The sequence below is a fragment of the Cyclobacterium sediminis genome, from assembly GCF_054781075.1.
This window is the reverse complement of sequence record NZ_BAAGVC010000011.1, coordinates 76,755-96,612: the sequence shown is the minus strand read 5'-3', so window position 1 is coordinate 96,612 and position 19,858 is coordinate 76,755. Positions and strand designations below refer to the sequence as shown.

General features: G+C 38.5%; 20 protein-coding genes. 15 read left to right on the top strand and 5 right to left on the bottom strand.

Translation table 11 applies throughout. The annotated features are described in order from the left end of the window. Positions 1-55 precede the first annotated feature (55 nt). On the bottom strand, positions 56-2,365 hold the full coding sequence (locus ACYVHJ_RS13435) for a penicillin-binding protein 1A (protein ID WP_339902513.1): 2,310 nt from the start codon (positions 2,363-2,365) through the stop codon (positions 56-58). A gap of 8 nt (positions 2,366-2,373) precedes the next feature. Next, positions 2,374-5,007 (bottom strand): type IX secretion system periplasmic lipoprotein PorW/SprE, encoded by a 2,634-nt coding sequence (gene porW, locus ACYVHJ_RS13430; protein WP_460515571.1) that lies wholly within the window; start codon positions 5,005-5,007, stop codon positions 2,374-2,376. Positions 5,008-5,117: 110 nt separating this feature from the next. Here porW and ACYVHJ_RS13425 point away from each other — a divergent pair, with 110 nt between their 5' ends. The 10 genes from ACYVHJ_RS13425 (at position 5,118) to atpG (ending at position 12,060) form a co-directional block, all read left to right on the top strand. Continuing rightward, positions 5,118-5,987: a M23 family metallopeptidase gene (locus ACYVHJ_RS13425; protein WP_460515568.1), complete on the top strand. Its 870-nt coding sequence runs from the start codon at positions 5,118-5,120 to the stop codon at positions 5,985-5,987. Positions 5,988-5,989: 2 nt separating this feature from the next. Next, positions 5,990-6,409 (top strand): bactofilin family protein, encoded by a 420-nt coding sequence (locus ACYVHJ_RS13420; protein WP_339902516.1) that lies wholly within the window; start codon positions 5,990-5,992, stop codon positions 6,407-6,409. Next, the gene (locus ACYVHJ_RS13415) at positions 6,375-6,608 is read left to right on the top strand and encodes an AtpZ/AtpI family protein (protein WP_460515565.1); all 234 of its coding nucleotides are present in this window, start codon (positions 6,375-6,377) and stop codon (positions 6,606-6,608) included. Before ACYVHJ_RS13420 ends, ACYVHJ_RS13415 begins: the two co-directional genes overlap by 35 nt. Positions 6,609-6,651: 43 nt before the next feature. Beyond that, positions 6,652-7,044 carry a hypothetical protein gene (locus ACYVHJ_RS13410; protein WP_460515563.1) on the top strand — a complete coding sequence of 131 codons (393 nt, stop codon included), beginning with the start codon at positions 6,652-6,654 and terminating at the stop codon, positions 7,042-7,044. 18 nt (positions 7,045-7,062) lie between these two features. After that, positions 7,063-8,085 carry a FoF1 ATP synthase subunit a gene (gene atpB / locus ACYVHJ_RS13405; RefSeq protein ID WP_460515561.1) on the top strand — a complete coding sequence of 341 codons (1,023 nt, stop codon included), beginning with the start codon at positions 7,063-7,065 and terminating at the stop codon, positions 8,083-8,085. A 41-nt stretch (positions 8,086-8,126) separates the two neighbouring features. Further along, a complete protein-coding gene (atpE, locus tag ACYVHJ_RS13400; RefSeq protein ID WP_014019206.1) occupies positions 8,127-8,384 on the top strand; it encodes an ATP synthase F0 subunit C in 258 nt (85 codons plus the stop codon). Between the two features lie 80 nt (positions 8,385-8,464). Further along, positions 8,465-8,959, top strand: coding sequence for an ATP synthase subunit B family protein (locus ACYVHJ_RS13395; RefSeq protein WP_460515558.1), 495 nt, complete (start codon positions 8,465-8,467; stop codon positions 8,957-8,959). Positions 8,960-8,969: 10 nt separating this feature from the next. Continuing rightward, the gene (gene atpH / locus ACYVHJ_RS13390; protein WP_460515556.1) at positions 8,970-9,530 is read left to right on the top strand and encodes a F0F1 ATP synthase subunit delta; all 561 of its coding nucleotides are present in this window, start codon (positions 8,970-8,972) and stop codon (positions 9,528-9,530) included. A 37-nt stretch (positions 9,531-9,567) separates the two neighbouring features. Continuing rightward, entirely contained in the window at positions 9,568-11,145 is a 1,578-nt protein-coding gene (gene atpA, locus ACYVHJ_RS13385) for a F0F1 ATP synthase subunit alpha (RefSeq protein WP_460515553.1), read from the top strand. Between the two features lie 45 nt (positions 11,146-11,190). Further along, entirely contained in the window at positions 11,191-12,060 is an 870-nt protein-coding gene (atpG, locus tag ACYVHJ_RS13380) for a F0F1 ATP synthase subunit gamma (RefSeq protein ID WP_460515551.1), read from the top strand. A 288-nt stretch (positions 12,061-12,348) separates the two neighbouring features. On the opposite strand, the gene ACYVHJ_RS13375 is transcribed toward atpG, so the two are convergent. After that, positions 12,349-13,284, bottom strand: coding sequence for an SGNH/GDSL hydrolase family protein (locus ACYVHJ_RS13375; protein WP_460515548.1), 936 nt, complete (start codon positions 13,282-13,284; stop codon positions 12,349-12,351). Between the two features lie 101 nt (positions 13,285-13,385). Continuing rightward, the gene (locus tag ACYVHJ_RS13370) at positions 13,386-14,495 is read right to left on the bottom strand and encodes a hypothetical protein (RefSeq protein ID WP_460515546.1); all 1,110 of its coding nucleotides are present in this window, start codon (positions 14,493-14,495) and stop codon (positions 13,386-13,388) included. Between the two features lie 484 nt (positions 14,496-14,979). Here ACYVHJ_RS13370 and ACYVHJ_RS13365 point away from each other — a divergent pair, with 484 nt between their 5' ends. Continuing rightward, positions 14,980-16,389, top strand: coding sequence for a PhoX family protein (locus ACYVHJ_RS13365; protein WP_460515544.1), 1,410 nt, complete (start codon positions 14,980-14,982; stop codon positions 16,387-16,389). Positions 16,390-16,398: 9 nt separating this feature from the next. On the opposite strand, the gene ACYVHJ_RS13360 is transcribed toward ACYVHJ_RS13365, so the two are convergent. Further along, positions 16,399-16,701, bottom strand: a complete 303-nt coding sequence (locus ACYVHJ_RS13360) for a hypothetical protein (RefSeq protein ID WP_460515542.1) — start codon at positions 16,699-16,701, stop codon at positions 16,399-16,401. 146 nt (positions 16,702-16,847) lie between these two features. On the opposite strand from ACYVHJ_RS13360, the gene ACYVHJ_RS13355 reads away from it, so the two are divergent. The 4 genes from ACYVHJ_RS13355 to ACYVHJ_RS13340 all read left to right on the top strand — a co-directional run bounded on the left by ACYVHJ_RS13355 (position 16,848) and on the right by ACYVHJ_RS13340 (position 19,836). Beyond that, positions 16,848-17,567, top strand: a complete 720-nt coding sequence (locus ACYVHJ_RS13355) for a tetratricopeptide repeat protein (protein ID WP_339901570.1) — start codon at positions 16,848-16,850, stop codon at positions 17,565-17,567. A 76-nt stretch (positions 17,568-17,643) separates the two neighbouring features. Beyond that, positions 17,644-18,120: a 6,7-dimethyl-8-ribityllumazine synthase gene (gene ribH, locus ACYVHJ_RS13350; RefSeq protein WP_339901559.1), complete on the top strand. Its 477-nt coding sequence runs from the start codon at positions 17,644-17,646 to the stop codon at positions 18,118-18,120. 41 nt (positions 18,121-18,161) lie between these two features. Next, positions 18,162-19,487, top strand: coding sequence for an aspartate kinase (locus ACYVHJ_RS13345; RefSeq protein ID WP_460515540.1), 1,326 nt, complete (start codon positions 18,162-18,164; stop codon positions 19,485-19,487). A gap of 10 nt (positions 19,488-19,497) precedes the next feature. Next, positions 19,498-19,836 carry a DUF6787 family protein gene (locus tag ACYVHJ_RS13340; RefSeq protein WP_339901555.1) on the top strand — a complete coding sequence of 113 codons (339 nt, stop codon included), beginning with the start codon at positions 19,498-19,500 and terminating at the stop codon, positions 19,834-19,836. Positions 19,837-19,858 lie beyond the last annotated feature (22 nt).

Sequence of the window (19,858 nt, the reverse complement as noted above, 5' to 3'; positions counted from 1 at the left end):
ATCTATTTGCAGTAGGCAAAAAGTAATTGCTCAAAAATTTTATCAGGAGTATAACCTAGAAATCTGTTGAAGTTGCATCATAGTCAAACTCTTGATATTCCTCCGTTTCAAGATCATATTTTGAGCAATCAATTTCTATGCTAATTGGTCTTTCCGGTTTAGGAAATGGACCTTTGGTGATGCCTAGGCTTGGGTCTTCATATACTTTGCTCATGTATTTTGACCAGATAGGCCGAGCAGTTCTGGAACCTTGACCATTGATCCAGCTTCTGAAATGTATGGCTCTGTCATCTCCACCTACCCATACACCACTGACCAAGTCTTTTGTTATCCCCATGTACCATCCATCCGAGGCGTTTTGAGTAGTACCTGTTTTCCCACCTATTTCGTTGCCTTCATCTCTTATGCTCCATGGTAGGCCTTGGCTTGTACCTCCTTCTTCCTCCGTTCCACCTCTCAACATATAGACCATAATATAGGCATGTTCTTCACTCATTGCCGGTCTTTTTCTAGGGATAAATTGGTGCAATACATTGCCGTTTTTATCCTCTATTCTATCAATATAAATTGGAGTGATGTGCTCCCCTTTGTTGACAAAAGTACTGAAGGCTCCCACCATTTCCATGATGGATACATCCACTGTTCCCAGAGCCAAGGCAGGTACTGCTTCAAGTTCACTCGTGATTCCAATTCTTTTGGCAGTTTCTACGACCACTTCAGGACTTAGCTTTTTCATCATATAAGCTGTAATTGAGTTGACCGACTGAGACATGGCAGACCTGATGGTCATTCTTTCATAAGTAAATTTACCATCTGCATTATTTGGCCTCCAAGTGGGCTGATCGGGCACATTGATTTCTACCGGCTGATCAATCACGGTGTAGCAAGGTCCATAGCCGTTTTCTATGGCTGCTGCATACACAAAAGGTTTGAAAGTAGAACCGGGTTGTCTTTTTCCTTGTTTGACGTGGTCATACTTAAAATGAGAATGGTTGGTACCGCCAACCCAAGCCTTGATGTGCCCTGAATGGGGGTCCATGGATACAAAACCGGTTTGAAGAAATTTCTTATAGTACCTCATGGAATCCATGGTACTCATTAATGTATCTATATTTCCTTCATAAGAAAAGACCTTCATTTTTTTCTTTTCATTGAGTTTGTATTCAATGCTGTCCGTGTTGTCTCCATACCTAGCTTTCAGATTTCGATAAGCCTGGGTTCTTTTGACAGCATTTTCAATAAAGTTTGGAATTACCCTTCGACGACTATCAATCCAAGGGTCACGATCACCCATTTCTTCTTCAAATTTCTTCTGAAGTTCCGACATATGTTCTTGAACAGATTCTTCTGCATATTTCTGCAGTCTACTGTCAATTGTGGTGTAAATCTTCAGGCCATCTCCAAAAAGGTCATAGTTGTTTCCATCCGGCTGTAGATTTTCCTTGGTCCATTGGAGTAAATCTGCTTTGACTACTTCTCTGAAATAGGTGGCTAAACCTTCATTATGACTTTCTACTTGGTATTCCAACGCCATAGGCGTTGCGCTTAAGGAGTCAAATTGAGATGGGGAGATTAAATCTACTTTCTTCATTTGAGCCATTACCGTATTCCGCCTTCGTGTTGAATTTTCTGCATTATATACAGGGCTATAATAGGAGGGTGCTTTTAGCAATCCTACCAAAGTAGCAGATTCCAATATATTCAGATCTCTTGTGTCTTTATTGAAAAATGTCTTTGCAGCAGTTTTAATACCGAATGCATTGCTACCAAAGTCTGAAGTGTTTAGGTACATGGTCAAAATCTCATCCTTTGTATAGGCGCTTTCTAACTTTGTAGCCACAATCCACTCTTTGGTTTTGATGATGACCATTTTAAGTATTGGTACCTTACTTAAAAGCCCCTGTGAATCTCCGGAACGCGTTTTAAACAGGTTTTTTGCCGTTTGCTGACTGAGGGTACTTCCTCCTCCTGCATTTTTTTGCATCAATAGTATAGATTTGACAAATACCCTGCCCAAAGCCCTGGGGTCTATCCCTGAATGGTCTTCAAATCTTACATCCTCAGTGGCAATCAATGCATTGATAATATTTGGAGAAAGATCATTGTAGGTTACCGGAGTTCTGTTTTCTCTAAAGTATTTACCTAATAAGACCCCATCTGCAGAGTATAGTTCAGATGCCAATTCACTATCGGGATTTTCAAGTGATTCGAATTCGGGCATTTCTCCGAATAAGCCTAAGAAGTTTGCATTTACGGATACCACAAACAAGACAAATCCTGCCAATCCTAAAATGAAAGCAAGCCACATATACCTGATTATTTTAACATAAAGAGGCTTTGAATTTTTATTTTTTACTTTACTCATACTGGATGTCAATAAGCTTTCTCATAGAAAGACCTGTATTCTTCAATGTCTTTCCTTTTGTTGAGTTGTTGGAAATTACCAATTGAAATTACAAAACTACTATTTTTTATTTCCTCAGTTAAGGATTCATTATTAAAACTGTTTAAAAAGGCTTCTTTATAGCCTAAAGATTTTTCTGCACTAGAAAAAGGACTAATGATCAATATACTTGTATCCTTTCCAAGTGAAATGGTGCCAGTTCTCAACCTTTGATTGGCAAAATTGGCATTGTGAAAACTCTCTAGGGAAGCGGTCAAATCATTGGCATTCTCAGCCAATGTCTCAGTCATAGGTAAAATGAAAATATGGGTCTGATTTAGGCCTTCTTTATAAGGTGAAGTTGCTGAAGCAGGTTCAGGTTTAACTATTGAAATGTCTGAAGGGAGCTCGTTTTCACTCGGTTCCTCTGCGTTTGCTATAGTTGCCTCTTCGCTGTCCTCGCTTACGGCTTTCAGTAATTTTTCTGCAAAGTTCAACAGCTCTTCTTCTTTGGTTTGCTGTAAATAGGCTTGAAGTCTGTTTTTATAAATTTCCAATGATTCTAATTGACCGGTGATCATTATATCCAATAACAATAATCGATCCGTATTTTTTGTCAATGGATATTCATTGAGTGTTTGTCTAACAATTTTTTTAGCCTCTTCATAAGCCCTGTCTTTAAAAAGGCGGTAGGCAACTTTATAATTTTCCCCTGAAGCCAGGTTTGCTTGAGAGCCGGAGACTTTATCGGGATTATTTAGGGATTTGGTAAATTGAGAATTTGGAAATTCTTGATTCAGTAATTGTGCGTATCTATCGGCATTAATATTCAAATCTTGATTGGCTAAGAATAAGGTATAATAGGCTTCAGGCTTTTTTAATGTTTCCGGATATTTTTCTATTAAGGCCTCTAAGTACTCAATTGATTTCTCAGATTGCTTGAGGTCAAAATAGAGCAACTTCCCTAAGTTGAAATAAGCTTCTTCCATTTGATTTACCATCTTTTCCCTTGCCTCGGGGGTATTAGGGATCTGGTTTAATAGGGAGGCTTTGTCAGGAAGTTTTGCTGTGATGGTAGCCAAGCTGTTTTCTTCTTCCTCCTCCATAGGCTCTTCAATATTGATATTATTCTCTACAGAATTGGCAGCCTCTTGAAACCCTCGGTCACTACTTCTCCAATTGTCGGACAAAGGTCTGTTGCCCCAGATTTGTGTAAACTCCAATGCTCCTCTTTGAATGGCAACTGGATTGTCCCAATAAAAGGAGGCTCCAGATCCGCCGCCCCCTCCAAAGGCCAACAAGTTTTCAAAAATCCCCTGGGACTTCTTTTCTTCGGCCATTTTCGCTTCATTGATCAGTCTTTCCTCCTCCAATGCAAGAAAATTGTCAACATATTTTTCTTGTTCTTCAGCACTGAGCTGACTAAGTTGAATTAGGCTGTCATTATAAGTAAGTAATTCGTAGTTGGTCGCATATTGATCAAAGATTACTTTACGGGCAGCAAGGACACCATGATTTTTATCCGTTTCTTTAAACTTTGCTAGGGCACTGTCTAAGTAATATTTTGTTTTAAGAAAATCCTCTTTATCATTAAGGTAGACATTAGAGAGTTCTTCGTAAATATATCCTTTCTGACGTTCGTTTTCCCCTTCCTCTTTTGCTGCCAAGATGTAGAGTTTGATGGCCTCCTCCAAATTGCCTTGTTTTTTTTCAAACCGACCTTTTTCAAATAGAATAACATCTCTAAAATCGATATTTTTATTGTCTTTGTAAAGATCATCATAGTATTCACGAACCCGTTTCAGATCTTTGCTTCGTTCTAATTCAGCCACTTGTTGAGAATAGAGCTGAGCAAAAAATGTTCTTTCATAGTTTGGGCTTCCAGAAATCGCTTTTTGATAGTATTCATAGGCAAAGGCATCTAAACCAGAATTTTGATACAATTGGGCCAAGATAAAGTGTATCCTGGAAGCCTCGGATTTGTTGGAGGTGTACTCCAGTGATTTAAATAAAGATGGCGCCATTAAATCCGTTTCTCCTCTGGCTTCATAATAATAAGCCAATGTTTTGTACAGGTATTGCTTATTTTCATCGGAGATATTTTCTTCTTTTGAAAGAAAATCTATAACAAAACTAGCATCTTCAAATTGGCGATGGTCGATAAAAGACCTTAAAAGTTGTATCAATGCGATATGTCTTACATCATCTTGGGAGCTATTAACATTGAGGAATTTGAAAGTATTTTGGGCTTCCTCATGTTTTCCTTTGTAATAGTCGACCTTGCCAATTAGAAAATAGGAAGGAGCTACCCATTTACTTATTTTATGCCAATCTACAGCTTTAGAAGCCATTTCTCTTGCCTCCTTCAAAAGGTCTTCTTTGGATGAAATGGTACTGCTATCAATAGGGTAAAATACGGGCAAGACTTGAGAGAAGTCCTCTTGGTGCTCATTTTTTATTTCCTTTTCTAATTCTAAGATTTTCTCTTTGGCATAATAATAGGCATTGAATCTCGCCGTTGTGTTATGGTACAAGCGATTAGTGAAGGTGTCTTTCTGCGAGGAGCAAGCAGATAAACAGTTCACGCATATCGTTAGTATGAAAAATATTATAACCCTTTGCAATGTTTTTGAGTTTGAATTCTTGTCCAAATTAGTTCTTTTGGAATAAATATTTAAACGAAAGGAATTAAATTCTATTTTTGTAAAAAATAAATATCTTAAACAAGTGTCAATTGAGCCTTAAACAGAAAATAAACGACTGGATAGAAACCAAGTTCCTGATAGTAATTAGAAAGGAGGAAGACTTCTCAGTCATTACTTCTTTTAATATTACGAAAGTTAGGGTAGGATTATTGTTCGTGCTGGTTTTTATGGCCTGCTTTGTGATATCTTTGTTTTTGTCAAAGACTTTATTGGCCAGATGGTTTGATCCTGTTTATATAGAAACAGAAAATATGGTCAAGATTCATACTTTGTCTGAATCCATTGATTCACTGATCATGGAGGTGGAAGCCAAAGATCAGTATGTTAAAAACATTCAGAATGTTATTTCTGGCGAATTTGAAAACACCACGCCAACTACTCCCGATACAGCGAGCAAACAAGTGGTAAATAGAGGAGAAATTGACCTGTATAAAAGTAGTGATGCTACCAAGCAAATTATTGGAGAATTTGAATCATTGCCCCTTGAAGAGTCGAGCTTTGGGAGGATAAGTAGTGGCACTTTTACCGATAACTATTTTTTTCCACCTGTTAAAGGAGTGGTTTCGAGTGGTTTTTCTTCGGGTCAAAATCATTTCGGTGTAGATATTGTTGCAGGTGAAAATGAACCGGTGAAAGCCATTGCAGAGGGGACGGTGATCTTCTCTAGCTGGACGCTTGAGACCGGTCATGTAGTAGCCGTTCAGCATTCCAATGAATTGATTTCGATTTACAAACATAATTCTGTAATATTGAAATCTATTGGTGACCCTGTGCGAGGTGGGGAAATCATATCCATAATAGGAAACACCGGTGAACAGACCACCGGGCAGCACTTGCATCTTGAGCTGTGGTACAGAGGGAACCCACTAGACCCTCAAGAATTTATTACATTTGATTAGATATGGCAAAAAATACTGATGATAAGAAAAATACCACGGAATTGGTTACTTCAAGTAATCTTGTGGCATTAGGAACAGTAATAGTAGGCAATATAGGTTCTCAGGGAAATATCCGAGTAGAAGGTACTGTGGATGGATCCTTAGATTCTCAACAAAAAATTATCATTGGCGAGTCCGCCAAGGTAAATGGAGATGTTAGGGCCGGAGATGTAGAAATTTCCGGAGAGGTCAAAGGAGATATATATTGTTCAGATTCTTTATACCTAAAAAAATCTGCATTGATTTATGGTGATATATATACTAAAAAATTAATCATAGAGGATGGTGCAGAGTTTAATGGTAAATGCAATATGGGCAACAATAACCAACTAAAAGTGGAAAGAAAAGATGGGGACACCAAAAAACAAGCCTCGTCAAACTGAGCCTCCGGTGTACGTTAAATACTTCGGTTTGGCATTTCAAATGTGTGCCATCATTGGACTTGGTAGCTATTTGGGGTATAGGTTACATTTAAGGAGCAACATGGAATTTCCACTATACTTATTATTGGGTTGCTTTCTTTCTACAGCTCTTGCTTTTTATCAACTCTTTAAGTCCATTGCTCCGAAGAAAAATAAATAAGGTAGGTTTCGCTTTACCAATCCTTTATAGATATTTCACTTAGATGAAGACATTAGTAAAAAAAAGTCCAATGTTGGGCTTGATCTTTTTTTCATTGTTGCTTTTTGCAGTTATTTGGCTTATTGAACAGGTCTTTCCTGGGCCATGGTTGCATACCTTAATCTATACAATTCTTATATTTTTTGCGATTCTCACAGGAGTTACGGGTTTTTTAGCTGAAAAATTGATGAAACTAGAAGCTTTTACCAGTGTTTCTGTCATTTTAGGAATGACAATTATTAGATTGTTTTGCTGTATTATCTTTGTTTTTTTTATTTTATGGTTAGGTCACGAAAATTTACTTTGGTTTGTGGTTGATTTCTTTGTGATTTATTTGTTGTACTTATTGTTTGATATGTACGGCTTAATAACTAATTTGCGCCTTCATTCGAAATAGGCAATAAAAATTGTTTTGATGGTCCGCAAATTAACCAGGTTAAGTATCTTATTGTCAGTAATTTTACTGACATTTTCTGCAGCAGCAATGGCTGCCTCCGATGGTGAAGAAGATAAAACAAGCTTCATCATGCATCATGTTAAGGATTCCCATGAATGGCATTTTGCCACCATAGGACATACGCATGTAACACTCTCCCTTCCTGTTATTATCTATTCATCAGACAGGGGCATTGAGTTTTATTCTTCTTCTTCATTTGTAGATCCCGATACGCATCATTTCGGCGTTGAGCAAAATGGGTACTATATAGATGATCATGATAAACTTAAGGCAGTTGATGAAAGCAGGTTCTTTATTGATCTGAGCATTACAAAGAATGTGGCCATGTTGTTTTTGATATTGGTCGTGACGCTATACCTTACACTGTCTGCATCCGGTTATTACAAAAAGCATCCAAATAAAGCGCCAAGAGGAATTGCTTCTTTTATTGAGCCAATTGTTCTTTTTGTCCGAGATGAAATTGCAAAGCCAAATATTGGCCCAAAATACAAGAAATTCACTCCCTATCTGTTGACCTTATTCTTCTTTATTTGGGTAGGGAATTTACTGGGATTGATGCCGGGAGCAGCTAACCTTACAGGGAATATAGCTGTAACGTTTTCCTTGGCGATAATCACTTTTTTCATTACCAATTTTAATGGTAATAAAGAGTATTGGAAACATGTGGTGGCTACCCCTGGGGTGCCGCTTCCACTATTGTTGGTAATTGTTCCTGTAGAGATCATTGGATTGTTCACCAAACCTTTCGCACTTACTGTTCGATTGTTTGTAGCGATTACTGCAGGTCACATTGTAATTCTAAGCTTTATAGGATTGATATTTGTTTTTGAATCCTACGCTGTAGGGGTGGCATCTACATTTATGGTAGTATTTATCAATGTGATAGAACTATTGGTAGCCACCATTCAAGCTTATGTATTTACTTTATTCTCTGCCATGTACATTGGCTCAGCTGTAGCTGAACATGGTCATGAGCATTAATTATGAAATTCTTTGTTCAATTTAATTAAATAAAAACGAGTATGTTAACTTCATTATTATTGACTGCCGGTTTTGCACTTATGGGTGCAGGTATCGGTGCCGGAATTGTTGCGATAGGCGCAGGTCTGGGTATTGGTAAAATCGGTGCGCAAGCCATGGAAGGTATTGCACGTCAACCTGAAGCAGCTGGTAAAATCCAAACTGCAATGTTGATCATCGCTGCTCTTATTGAAGTAGTTTCCTTGTTTGCTGTAGTAGTTTGTCTACTTATTGCACTTAATGGAAATATTACTTTCTAGAAAAAAATTGGACCGGCATTAGGCCGGTCCTTTCTTAATGATTGAACAAAACTGATCTTTAGCTTAAAAAAATACACAAAATGGATTTGATTAGTCCTGAATTAGGTTTGATTATTTGGCAACTGATAGCCTTTGCCATCTTATTTTTCATTTTAGCCAAATTTGCATGGAAGCCAATCCTCTCAGCACTTGATGAGAGAGATAGCAGCATTGAGGCATCCCTTAGTGAGGCCGAAAAAGCAAGGTTGGAAATGCAAAACCTAGTAGCCGACAATGAGCGTTTGCTACAAGAAGCCCGAGTTGAAAGAGATGAGATATTGCGATCAGCCAATGAGTTTGCCACACAAACCATGGAGATATCCAAGGAAGAGGCAGCCAAGGCAGGAGCGAAAATGATCGAAGAGGCCAAAGCTGTGATTGAAACTGAAAAGCAGGCCGCATTGACAGACGTTAAAATTCAAGTTGCTGAACTTTCTCTAAAAATTGCTGAGAAATTGATGAGACAAAATCTTGCCACTGAAGCTTCTCAAAAAGAGTTGGTAGAAGAATTTGTGAAAGATATTAAATTAAACTAATCTACTCGGAATGTCAGCATACAAAGTAGCATCTCGTTACGCAAAATCACTGCTGGAACTTGCAGTAGAGAAAAAAGAATTGGATCAGGTAAAGTCGGATATGACAACCGTTTTATCTTTAAATGCTGGAGATTCATCTTTTTCAGACATGGTTAAAAGCCCTGTCATAAGTTCTGATAAAAAAATTGTGGTTTTAAAGTCTTTGATAGGTAAAGATGCCTCTGCATTGACTTTGAAATTTTTCGATTTAGTGGTGGAGAAAGGTCGTACTGAATTTCTCCCTGAAATGGCCACTGCATTTCTAAGGTTATACAATGATCACCTGGGAATTCAAACGGCAGAGGTGGTAAGCACCATTCAATTGGATGACGAATTGCGAAGCTCTTTTAAGGGTATAGTTAAAGAAGTCTCCGGAAAAAATGAAGTGAATCTCATAGAAAAGATTGATCCAAATTTAATAGGTGGTTTTGTCCTTAAAGTAGGAGACAAACAACTTGATGAGTCAATCAAAAGTAAATTGCAACAGTTGCGTCTGGACCTTACCCAGAACCTGTATGAGAAAAAATATTAAGAAGAAATTAAGCTGTAATCAATAATACTATACAATAATGGCAGATGTAAGACCAGATGAAGTTTCGGCAATATTGAAAGAGCAACTCTCGGAAGCCAAGACTCAAGCAGAATTGGAAGAAGTGGGTACTGTACTCCAAGTTGGTGACGGTGTAGCCCGTATTTACGGACTCTCTAAAGCGCAAGCTGGTGAGTTGATCGAATTTGAGAATGGTTTAAGAGCCATGGTTCTCAATTTGGAAGAAGACAATGTTGGTGCTGTACTCTTTGGAGACGCTAAGTCGGTAAAAGAAGGAGATACCGTCAAAAGAACCAAAAGGATTGCCTCCATTAATGTAGGTAATGGTATGTTGGGAAGGGTTGTTGATACTTTAGGTGTTCCTATCGATGGAAAGGGCGCTTTAGAAGGAGACCTTTACGAAATGCCTCTTGAAAGAAAAGCTCCAGGTGTAATCTACCGTCAACCGGTAACCGAACCTTTACAAACCGGTATCAAATCTATTGATGCCATGATTCCAATTGGAAGAGGACAGCGTGAATTGATCATTGGTGATAGACAAACAGGTAAAACTGCTGTTGCGATTGATACCATCCTTAACCAGAAAGAATTTTACGACAAAGGTGAGCCCGTATTCTGTATTTATGTAGCCATCGGTCAGAAAGCCTCTACAGTTGCCAATGTGGTAGCTGCTCTTGAAAAAGGAGGTGCCCTACCTTATACCGTAGTTGTAAGTGCTTCCGCTGCAGATCCTGCACCGATGCAATTCTTTGCTCCATTTACAGGTGCCACTATTGGCGAATTTTTTAGAGATACAGGAAAGCCTGCTTTGGTGGTTTATGATGACCTTTCCAAACAAGCAGTAGCTTACCGTGAAGTTTCTTTGTTGCTTAGAAGACCTCCGGGACGTGAAGCCTATCCTGGTGATGTGTTCTACCTTCACTCCAGATTATTGGAGAGAGCAGCTAAGATTAACTCTTCTGATGAAATTGCAAAGCAGATGAATGACTTGCCACCTTCTTTGGCACCTTTGGTAAAAGGAGGAGGATCATTAACTGCCCTGCCTATCATTGAAACGCAAGCGGGTGACGTTTCTGCTTATATTCCAACGAATGTTATTTCCATTACAGATGGACAAATTTTCTTGGAAACCAATCTATTTAACTCAGGTATCCGTCCTGCCATTAACGTAGGTATATCTGTATCAAGGGTAGGTGGTAATGCACAAATCAAATCCATGAAAAAAGTAGCGGGTACCTTGAAACTTGATCAAGCTGCATTCCGTGAATTGGAAGCTTTCTCTAAGTTTGGATCTGATCTTGACCCTACTACCAAGAGAACCATTGAAAGAGGAAGAAGAAATCAGGAAATTCTAAAACAAGGACAATATTCTCCTGTGCGAGTAGACCTTCAGGTTGCAATCATTTACGCTTCTTCCAGAGGCTTGCTAGACAACGTTCCTGTAGGAAAAGTTAGGGCTTTTGAAAAAGATTTTTATAATCTTATCACCGCTCAATACCCAGAAGCCCTTACAGCGATCAATAAAGGAGACCTAAATACTGCAGGCGATTTGCTTAAAAAAGCTGTTGAGGAGCTGGCTCCAAAATTCTCAGCTTAATTAGCACTGGTCTTAAACAGTATATAAGAAGGATATAGAATAATTATGGCGAATCTAAAGGAAGTAAAAGAAAGGATCAATTCGGTAAGCTCTACCCAGCAGATTACCAAAGCTATGAAAATGGTGGCGGCTGCTAAACTGAGAAGGGCACAAGAGAAAATTGTGCAGATGAGACCCTATTCTCAAAAACTAACTTCCATCCTAAATAATATATCTTCAGGTGCTGAAGGAGTGTCTGATATTGTATATGCTCAGGAACGTAGTGTAAGTAATTTGTTAATTGTACCCATAACTTCCGATAAAGGTTTGTGTGGTGCTTTTAATTCCAATATTATTAAAGCTACGAATGTTGTAATTCAAGAGCATCAAGGCGAGAATATCACGGTGATGCCCGTAGGTAAAAAGGCCCTAGATTTCTTTAAAAAACAAGATTATCCTTTGGTTTCAGATCATGCAGGATTGTTTGAAAACATTACTTTCGAACCTGTAAAAGAAGCCGCTGAATATGTTATGGAAGGTTTTGTGAATGGGGATTTCGATCAAGTGATTTTGGTCTATAACCAGTTCAAAAACGTAGCTACTCAGCTTGTTGTGAAAGAACAATTCTTACCTATTGCTAAAATGGAAGAAGAGGAAAAGGATATATCCCAACAGGACTATATCTTTGAACCTTCCAAGGATTATATCATTGAAGAGTTGGTGCCTAATTCTTTGAAAATTCAATTTTATAAGGCCATTCTTGACAGCAATGCTTCTGAGCATGGCGCTAGGATGACTGCCATGAGCAAAGCAACAGATAATGCTGCTGATCTATTGAAAGATTTGAAACTTGTTTATAATAGAACCAGACAGGCTGCTATTACCAACGAAATTCTTGAGATCGTTGCGGGAGCAAATGCGCTCGAAGGAAAATAGTAATTGAGAACATTAATATTTGAGAAGCCGGTTGCCTACGCGACCGGCTTTTTTTATACACCTATTTTAACGAAATGGATTTATAACCTGAGGGGTAGGTAATGCGCGCCTATGTTGTCCAATACAGGTACTTATAGGAGGTCTTTGCCTTATTCCGCAGCTTTTAAACCTAAGGGTAAACAGCATGAACCCAAAATTTTGGTCTGTCAATCCTATTTCTTGGTTTCAGGATCTTAGAGTGAACCCTATACTGGCAATATCACTTCTAATTTGTCAAGGCTTGTCGGATTATTTTTCCCGAATAAGTTCGTTAATTTTTTGAAGGGTTGCTTTCCTTTTTATTTGAGCCTCCTCCCATGCTAGCCCTTCTCTCATACCCGGCCGCTTGTGACCGATATGATTCAATAGGGCATCTTTGGTTATTGCTTGTCTTTCTTTTACAAGCGACAACACTTCTAACCCATGATTGAATTTCTTAAAAACAACCGAAGGTTGATCCTCCGTAAGGTAATCTATTTCGCCAATACCGAATAACAGGTTTCTTGCCATTATCCAATGCCCCAGATCGGCCGGATGAACCCCATCCTTTGCCAGTTCAAAAGAAGGGTCAGTTTTTCTTTGATCTTCTAGGAATTTTCTCATTGGCCAATGCATATCGACGACCTTCCAACCTTCAGTGTACTGCTGACTAAGCAGCCAAGATGCGTAAATATCCAAAACGTTAGCATAAGCTGCTCCTTTCTTTGGATCGTATACAGGAGGTGTGCTGTGGATGATGTCTGCTCCAATGGCTTTGGCTTTTTCATGTAGCTTTATCTGACCCTTCTGATAGGCTTCAAATCGCTCCTTGTTAAAAGGAAGATAAATCCCGTCATTCATTCCATAATTAGAAAAAATCAAGTCAGGCTTCAATTCAGTTAATACTCTATCTAATCTTTCATGCAGGTCTGGTCTTGGAAATTTTCCTCCGGCATGGCCTTCTTCCGAGAGGCCTGAAACCGTTTCACTTGGAAGCCCTACATTAATGAAATCCCATTCCCTCTCAGGATAGGTTAGCCTCAAATAGCTTTCAACATAATCCACATATTGACCTGAATAGGTTATGCTGTTTCCCAGAAAAACTATTTTTTTTACCGAGGGAGAAATTTCAAAGGTTTCTTGTGCTTGTAGGTTTGAATGAAGCATCCCGTAAAGGAGAAACCCTAGAATAGTTTTAAGTGACATTTGAAATATTTATGAAGTTGAAAAGAGCTTCAATATACCTAAAATTAGTTTGAAGGGGATATCTGTAGGTAAAGATATTTAAAGTTCTTTAATCAGATATACTATGGATTGGTCTGTTTTTTATCAACAAGCCATTTGCATAGTTTGGCCAGATCTTCTTCAATTATTTCTCTTTCTTTTTGATTTTCATTTAATTTTTTCATTAGTTTTTTTAATCGAAAATCCGGTTTCACAGCCATTATTCTGGAAAAGAAGCTAGCAAAAATAAATCCCTCGCGTGCTTTCATTAATAAAGCCCTAAGCTTATAACCTCTGGAAAGTTGAGTGATTTTGGCCACCTTTACCAGTCTTAAAGACCTGACAAAGGAGACAAATGGAAGTAAAATGATGAGCAGGTCAATCCAGTTTCTTTTGATGTAAGAGAATTTATTATCCGTAATTGCGATCAATAGCAAAAATTCAAAGGCAAAAGCAAACCAGATAAAACCTTGAATCAATCCAAGAAGGAAAGATAGGTCGGTGTTTAGAAAATTTTCAACCTCTTCATAAAATTGCCACTCAATTAACAATACCGGGATAATTAATAAAGCGATAATAATCATGGGAATTGAGAATTGTTTTTTTAAGTGATTGTATAATCCTTCATTACACTTTGACCAATTATAAAATGGTAACCATATTTTTTCCGGTTCAACTAAGTTGCGCTGACCAATGGCTATTGGTGGGAAAATCAAGCAAAATATTTTTCTGATCAGCGAACTCTGAGCAATTTCTACTTTGCCTGTATAAGCCAACACCAGCACGATTAGGGCATCCATTATGAAAAAGGTCCACAGACCTCCGTATATCATTACCATTCCGGAAATAAAGTTGGAATATTGTAAGGTCCCTTCTTCGTAAGAAAAGTTATTGATGATGGCCGCAGAGATAATAAGCATGATAAAGGAGACGATGAATTTAGGCCAGACAGTCCAATTTTGGTAACTAGTCAAAAGGTTCACTGAGCGAACCTTGAGGTTTGTTTGTAATGAGGTGTCTCTATATGATTTTACTTGGAGCAAGAGGGGGTAGTCTTCGGAAATTGCTCCTATGGGGGCAAGTACTTGCTCTCTTTCCAATAGGCTTTCGATCTGCGCAATGACAAAAGGATTTTGACAGCGATACAGTGCAGCCATTAAAACCTCTTTTTTATCATTTTTTATTTGTTCCATAATTAGTTGGTTGATTCACAAAGGTAATTGCTAGCTATTGGAAGCCCAAAAGGTTATAGAGACCTAGCGTACTTGCATTGCCTTCAGTTGGCTAATGTTTTTAAATGAGATTGATTATAAAGCGGGTTGGATGATTTAGTTTAAATAGTTTTCTATCGCTATTAATCGTGGTCAAATGGTTAATTTTTAGGTGTTTTCAGGCAGTAAATATTAATAAATAGATAATGAGGATACTGAATGATTGTGTTTACAATAGGTTAAGATTACATGAAATTTGTTTCGTCAGAAAGACGCATATTGGCTTTAAATTCGATTAAGTTAAGGAAGAGAGTTGATTTTGACCGTTAACAGATAAGGGATAGGTATTTCTTTTGATATTTATTAAACTGCTTATCCATTATATGGAGGGAAATCCTTTTTGAGAAATGAGGTATGATTCTGGATTTTGGCGTATAGTAAGTAATAACCATTTTGTAAATTTTATATGAATCCATCTAACAAAGACACACGAAGAAAATTTATTAAAACCTCTGGAATGGCTACACTTGGCTTTATGGGGTTGTATCAATTTATTAACCCCAAACAAGTTATAGGAAAAGCAGCAACACCGACTACTTTAGGTTATGGGCCCTTAATAAAGGATCCGGCAGGTATTTTAAATTTACCTGAAGGATTTTCATATAAAATGCTTACAACCAAGGGAGATAAAATGGACGATGGGTTTTATCTACCCGGGGCCTCAGATGGTATGGGGGCTTTTCAAGGAAAAGATGGACGTACCATAGTTGTCCGAAACCATGAACTTAGTCCTGATTCATTAGAAAATTCTGGTTTTGGAAAAAACAATGAATTGGTAGATAAAATTAGTTCCAAAGATTTTTATGATTATGGAAAAGGTTTATTGCCAAGCTTGGGAGGTACTTCAACCTTTGTATACAATGAGGATACAGGGGAACTTGAAAAACAATATATGAGTTTGGCTGGAACCGTCAGAAACTGTGCTGGTGGAATTACTCCATGGGGTACTTGGCTTACATGTGAAGAAAGCACCTTGAAAAAAGGAGGTTATGAGGGACGTTTGGAAAAAGACCATGGCTATGTATTTGAGGTGCCGGCATCCGAGGAAATCAAAAGAGCCAAACCACTACCTATTAAAGCTATGGGAAGGTTCAATCATGAGGCGGTAGCTGTAGACCCTGCTTCAGGAGTGGTTTACCTTACAGAAGACCGAGGAGACAGTATATTTTACAGGTACATTCCCAATAGGCCAGGCCAGCTTCATAAAGGAGGAAAGCTGCAGGCACTTGTTATTGTGGGAGAAAAAAGCAGGGATACCAGAAACTGGGAAGACAGTGAAGGTCCGGTGTTTCCGCTAATGAAAAGGCATAAAGTGACATGGGTTGATATTGAAAATGTGGAAAGCCCGGAAGATGACCTCCGTTTCCAAGGATTTGACAAAGGTGCTGCAGTTTTTGCCAGAGGGGAAGGTATATGGTATGGAGACAAGGAGGTTTATTTTGCTTGTACCAATGGGGGTAAAATTGGAGCAGGTCAGGTGTTTCGTTACACCCCAAGTCCGGATGAAGGAAAACCGGAGGAAAAAAATAATCCCGGAGAGTTGACCCTATTCGTTGAGTCTGAAGACAGGGAGATTTTGAAAAATTGTGATAACCTGGCTGTGGCTCCTTGGGGAGATGTTATTTTATGTGAGGACCACAAACATCCATTCCTAGTAGGTGTTACACCGGAAGGTGAATTGTATCATTTGGCAGAAAATGTAGGCTTTGAGTCGGAATTAGCCGGAGGAGTGTTTTCACCATCCGGAAAAACTTATTTTGTAAACATACAAGGACCGGGAATAACCTTGGCCATTACAGGGCCTTGGAAATCTTAGGAAGCTAGATTAATCAAATGCCTCACTTTCAAAAACGGTTGAAGGTGAGGCATTTTTATTTATTGACAGGATAGGAAGGGAGGGATTACAGCCATTACCCGAAATAGCCATAGCTCCTACTATTACTCCTGAAATTGCTTCAAAATCGGCCTCTTCCTTGCTGTTATCGATTTCACCATACCGATACCACGCTGAAATCTCCCAATCAGCATGATTTTCTAGCGATTGCAATTTTTCATAAGAGAGTTCAGAAAACCCTGCAAAACTAGGGTTGAAGTTGATGCGTTTGGGGAAGAAAAAGTAATAAGGCAAGCAATGCTAAGGAAGTGAGAGCCTGGTAAAAGGGTAAAAAATATTGCTAAGATTAACCATACTTATTCATTTTTTACTGCTCAGGCCACAATAGTTTTGTTATTCATTAAAACATAATCTATATTTGCCACTCAAAATTAAAAATGATGGCCACTCAAAAGACCAAAAAAGGGAAACCGACTACTGATACATCCAATGAGCTTCTTGAGAATCCGGAAGCGATTGCAGACCGCCTTGGAAGAGGTGAAACCTTCTTAAAGGACAACGCCAAACTTGTTGGTGGAGCCATTGGCGCGGTAATTTTAATTATCGCCGGGATTGTTGGGTTTCAGATACATAAAGCCAATCAAAACGAGAAGGCTCAAGGAGAAATGTTCCAAGCGGTTTACTATTTCGAACAGGATAGTTTAGACTTTGCTTTAAATGGAGATGGTGTGGAACCCGGATTTCTCACTATTATTGATGATTACAGCGGAACAGACGCATCCAATCTGGCTCATTACTATGTGGGCTCTATTTACTTGTCCACAGGTGAATTTCAGTCAGCAGCCGAGCATTTGAAAAAGTTTTCATCTTCTGACTTTCTAGTACAAGCACATGCTTATTCATTAATTGGCGATGCCTATATGGAGCTTGGCGAGTTAGATGCTGCCATTGATTATTATAAAGATGCTGCCAATTATAAAGTCAATGAGTTTTTCACCCCAAAATATTTAGCTAAATTGGCTCTCGCCTATGAAGAAGCAGGTGACTTGGATCAAGCCATTGCTACTTATGAAGAAATAGAAACAAAGTATTCAAATGCTTATGAATACAGTGAAGCGCGAAAGCATAAAGCCCGCCTCCAAGGTCTGGCTTCTAATTGATATGAATTAAATCATTGATAAGAAAGAGTAAGACCTGATTGGTTTTACTCTTTTTTTGTGAATTAATAGTAAACTTATGGCTACCTCATTAAAAAATTTAAGTCAGCATACCCAAGAAAATATTCAGGATATAAGTGATAAGACCTTTGCCCTTGTGGTGGCTGAATGGAATGATGAAATTACTTCTTCGCTTTATAGTGGAGCAGTTGAAACCCTTTTGCGCTATGGTGCAAAAAAGGAGAATATATATAGAAAGAACGTTCCGGGATCCTTTGAACTCTCTCTAGGAGCGCAGTGGTTGGCAAAACTCGAGGAAATAGATGCCGTGATATGTCTGGGTTGTGTTATTCAAGGTGAAACACGTCATTTTGATTTTATCTGTGATGCCGTAGCCAATGGGATTACTCAAGTAGGATTAAAATATGACAAGCCGGTGATTTTCGGTGTTTTGACTCCGGAAAATCAGCAGCAAGCTTTGGATAGAGCAGGAGGTAAACATGGTAATAAGGGAGATGAAGCAGCCATTACGGCGATAAAAATGCTAGGCTTTTAAGGCCAGCTAATAAAAACATATATCATAAATCTGGTATTCTAATGAAAATCATGAAATTTGGCGGTACTTCTGTAGGAAGGCCGGAAAGAATGCATCAGGTAAAAGATCTGATCACAGTAGATGATGAAAAGAAAATTGTGGTGCTATCGGCCTTGTCCGGTACTACCAACGCTTTGGTAGCGATAGGAGAATCTTTGTCTGCAGGGAAAAAGGATGAGGCCAAGGAAAAAATTCAAAGTCTCCATGAGCATTACATTAAATTTCATCAAGACTTATTGAGCTCTGATGCGGGAAAGGCCAAGGCCTTGCAAATCATTAATGAGCATTTTGAGTTTTTGAATATAATTCTTAAGATATCCTTTAATGAAGCCATTAATAAGGATATTTTGGCTCAGGGGGAATTACTATCCACCAAGCTGTTTTATACCTTGCTTCAGGAAAATGAAATTCCTGCAGTGTTCTTACCCGCACTTGAGTTCATGTGCATTGATGAAAATGATGAACCCAACCTCGGTAGAATTGGCGAAAAGCTTCAAGCTATATTGGCGGGTTATCCCAATGAAACTATTTTTATCACACAGGGCTATATATGCAAAAATCACCTGAATGAGGTGGACAATCTCAAAAGGGGAGGAAGTGATTATACGGCCTCATTGATAGGTTCAGTTTTGTCCGCCTCTGTGGTGGAGATATGGACTGATATTGATGGGATGCATAACAATGATCCTCGGGTGGTAGATCAAACCAGACCGATTGCTCAACTGTCTTTTGATGAAGCGGCTGAGTTGGCCTATTTTGGTGCGAAAATTTTACATCCGGCTTCTATATGGCCTGCCCAATCTCACAATGTGGCGGTGAAACTTCTCAATACCATGGAGCCTAGTGCAGCAGGGACCACCATTACGGGGGAAGGAGAAGGTTCTGTTGGTGTCAAAGCAATAGCTGCCAAAGATGGTATTACGGCCATTAAGATAAAATCCAGTCGGATGCTTTTGGCCCATGGGTTTTTAAGGAAGGTTTTTGAAATATTTGAAAAATACAAAACATCTATTGATATGATTACCACTTCGGAGGTGGCCATATCATTAACCCTTGATGATATTTCGCATTTAAAGGAAATTACCGCTGAATTGCAGAAATTGGGGAAAGTGGAAGTTGATCATTACCTTTCCATTATCTGCATTGTTGGTAATTCTATTATGGAAGAAAAACAGGTCCTCAATAAAATTATTGATAGTGTGGAAGAATTTCCATTGAGAATGGTCTCCTACGGAGGAAGCAAGCACAATGTATCCTTGTTAGTTGATGGAAAACATAAAAATCAAGCCTTACAGTGCCTGAATAATGGCCTGTTTGACTTCAGTTAAAAGTACGTAGATGGGTGAGCCACAAGCAAACAAATCCAATTTTCTAAAAAAACTCCAAACCAAATGGCAACTAAAAAGTCTTTGGCAGGTAGTACTGGTTTTGGTTGTGTTTGCTTGTACTGGTTTCACCATTTTATTGATTAAGCAACCCATTTTCGATTTTTTAGGCTTCGATGCCAGTGAAGGGAGTTTCTTGAAAACGGTTATTTACCTTTTATTGGTATTGCCATTATATCAGTTATTCCTTTTGATATATGGTTTTATTTTTGGGCAATTTGCTTTTTTCTGGGAAAAAGAAAAGCAATTTTTTCGCCGTTTGGGCCGGTTATTCACCCAAAATAAAAAGTAAAACTAAAGTTATTAACAGGTAA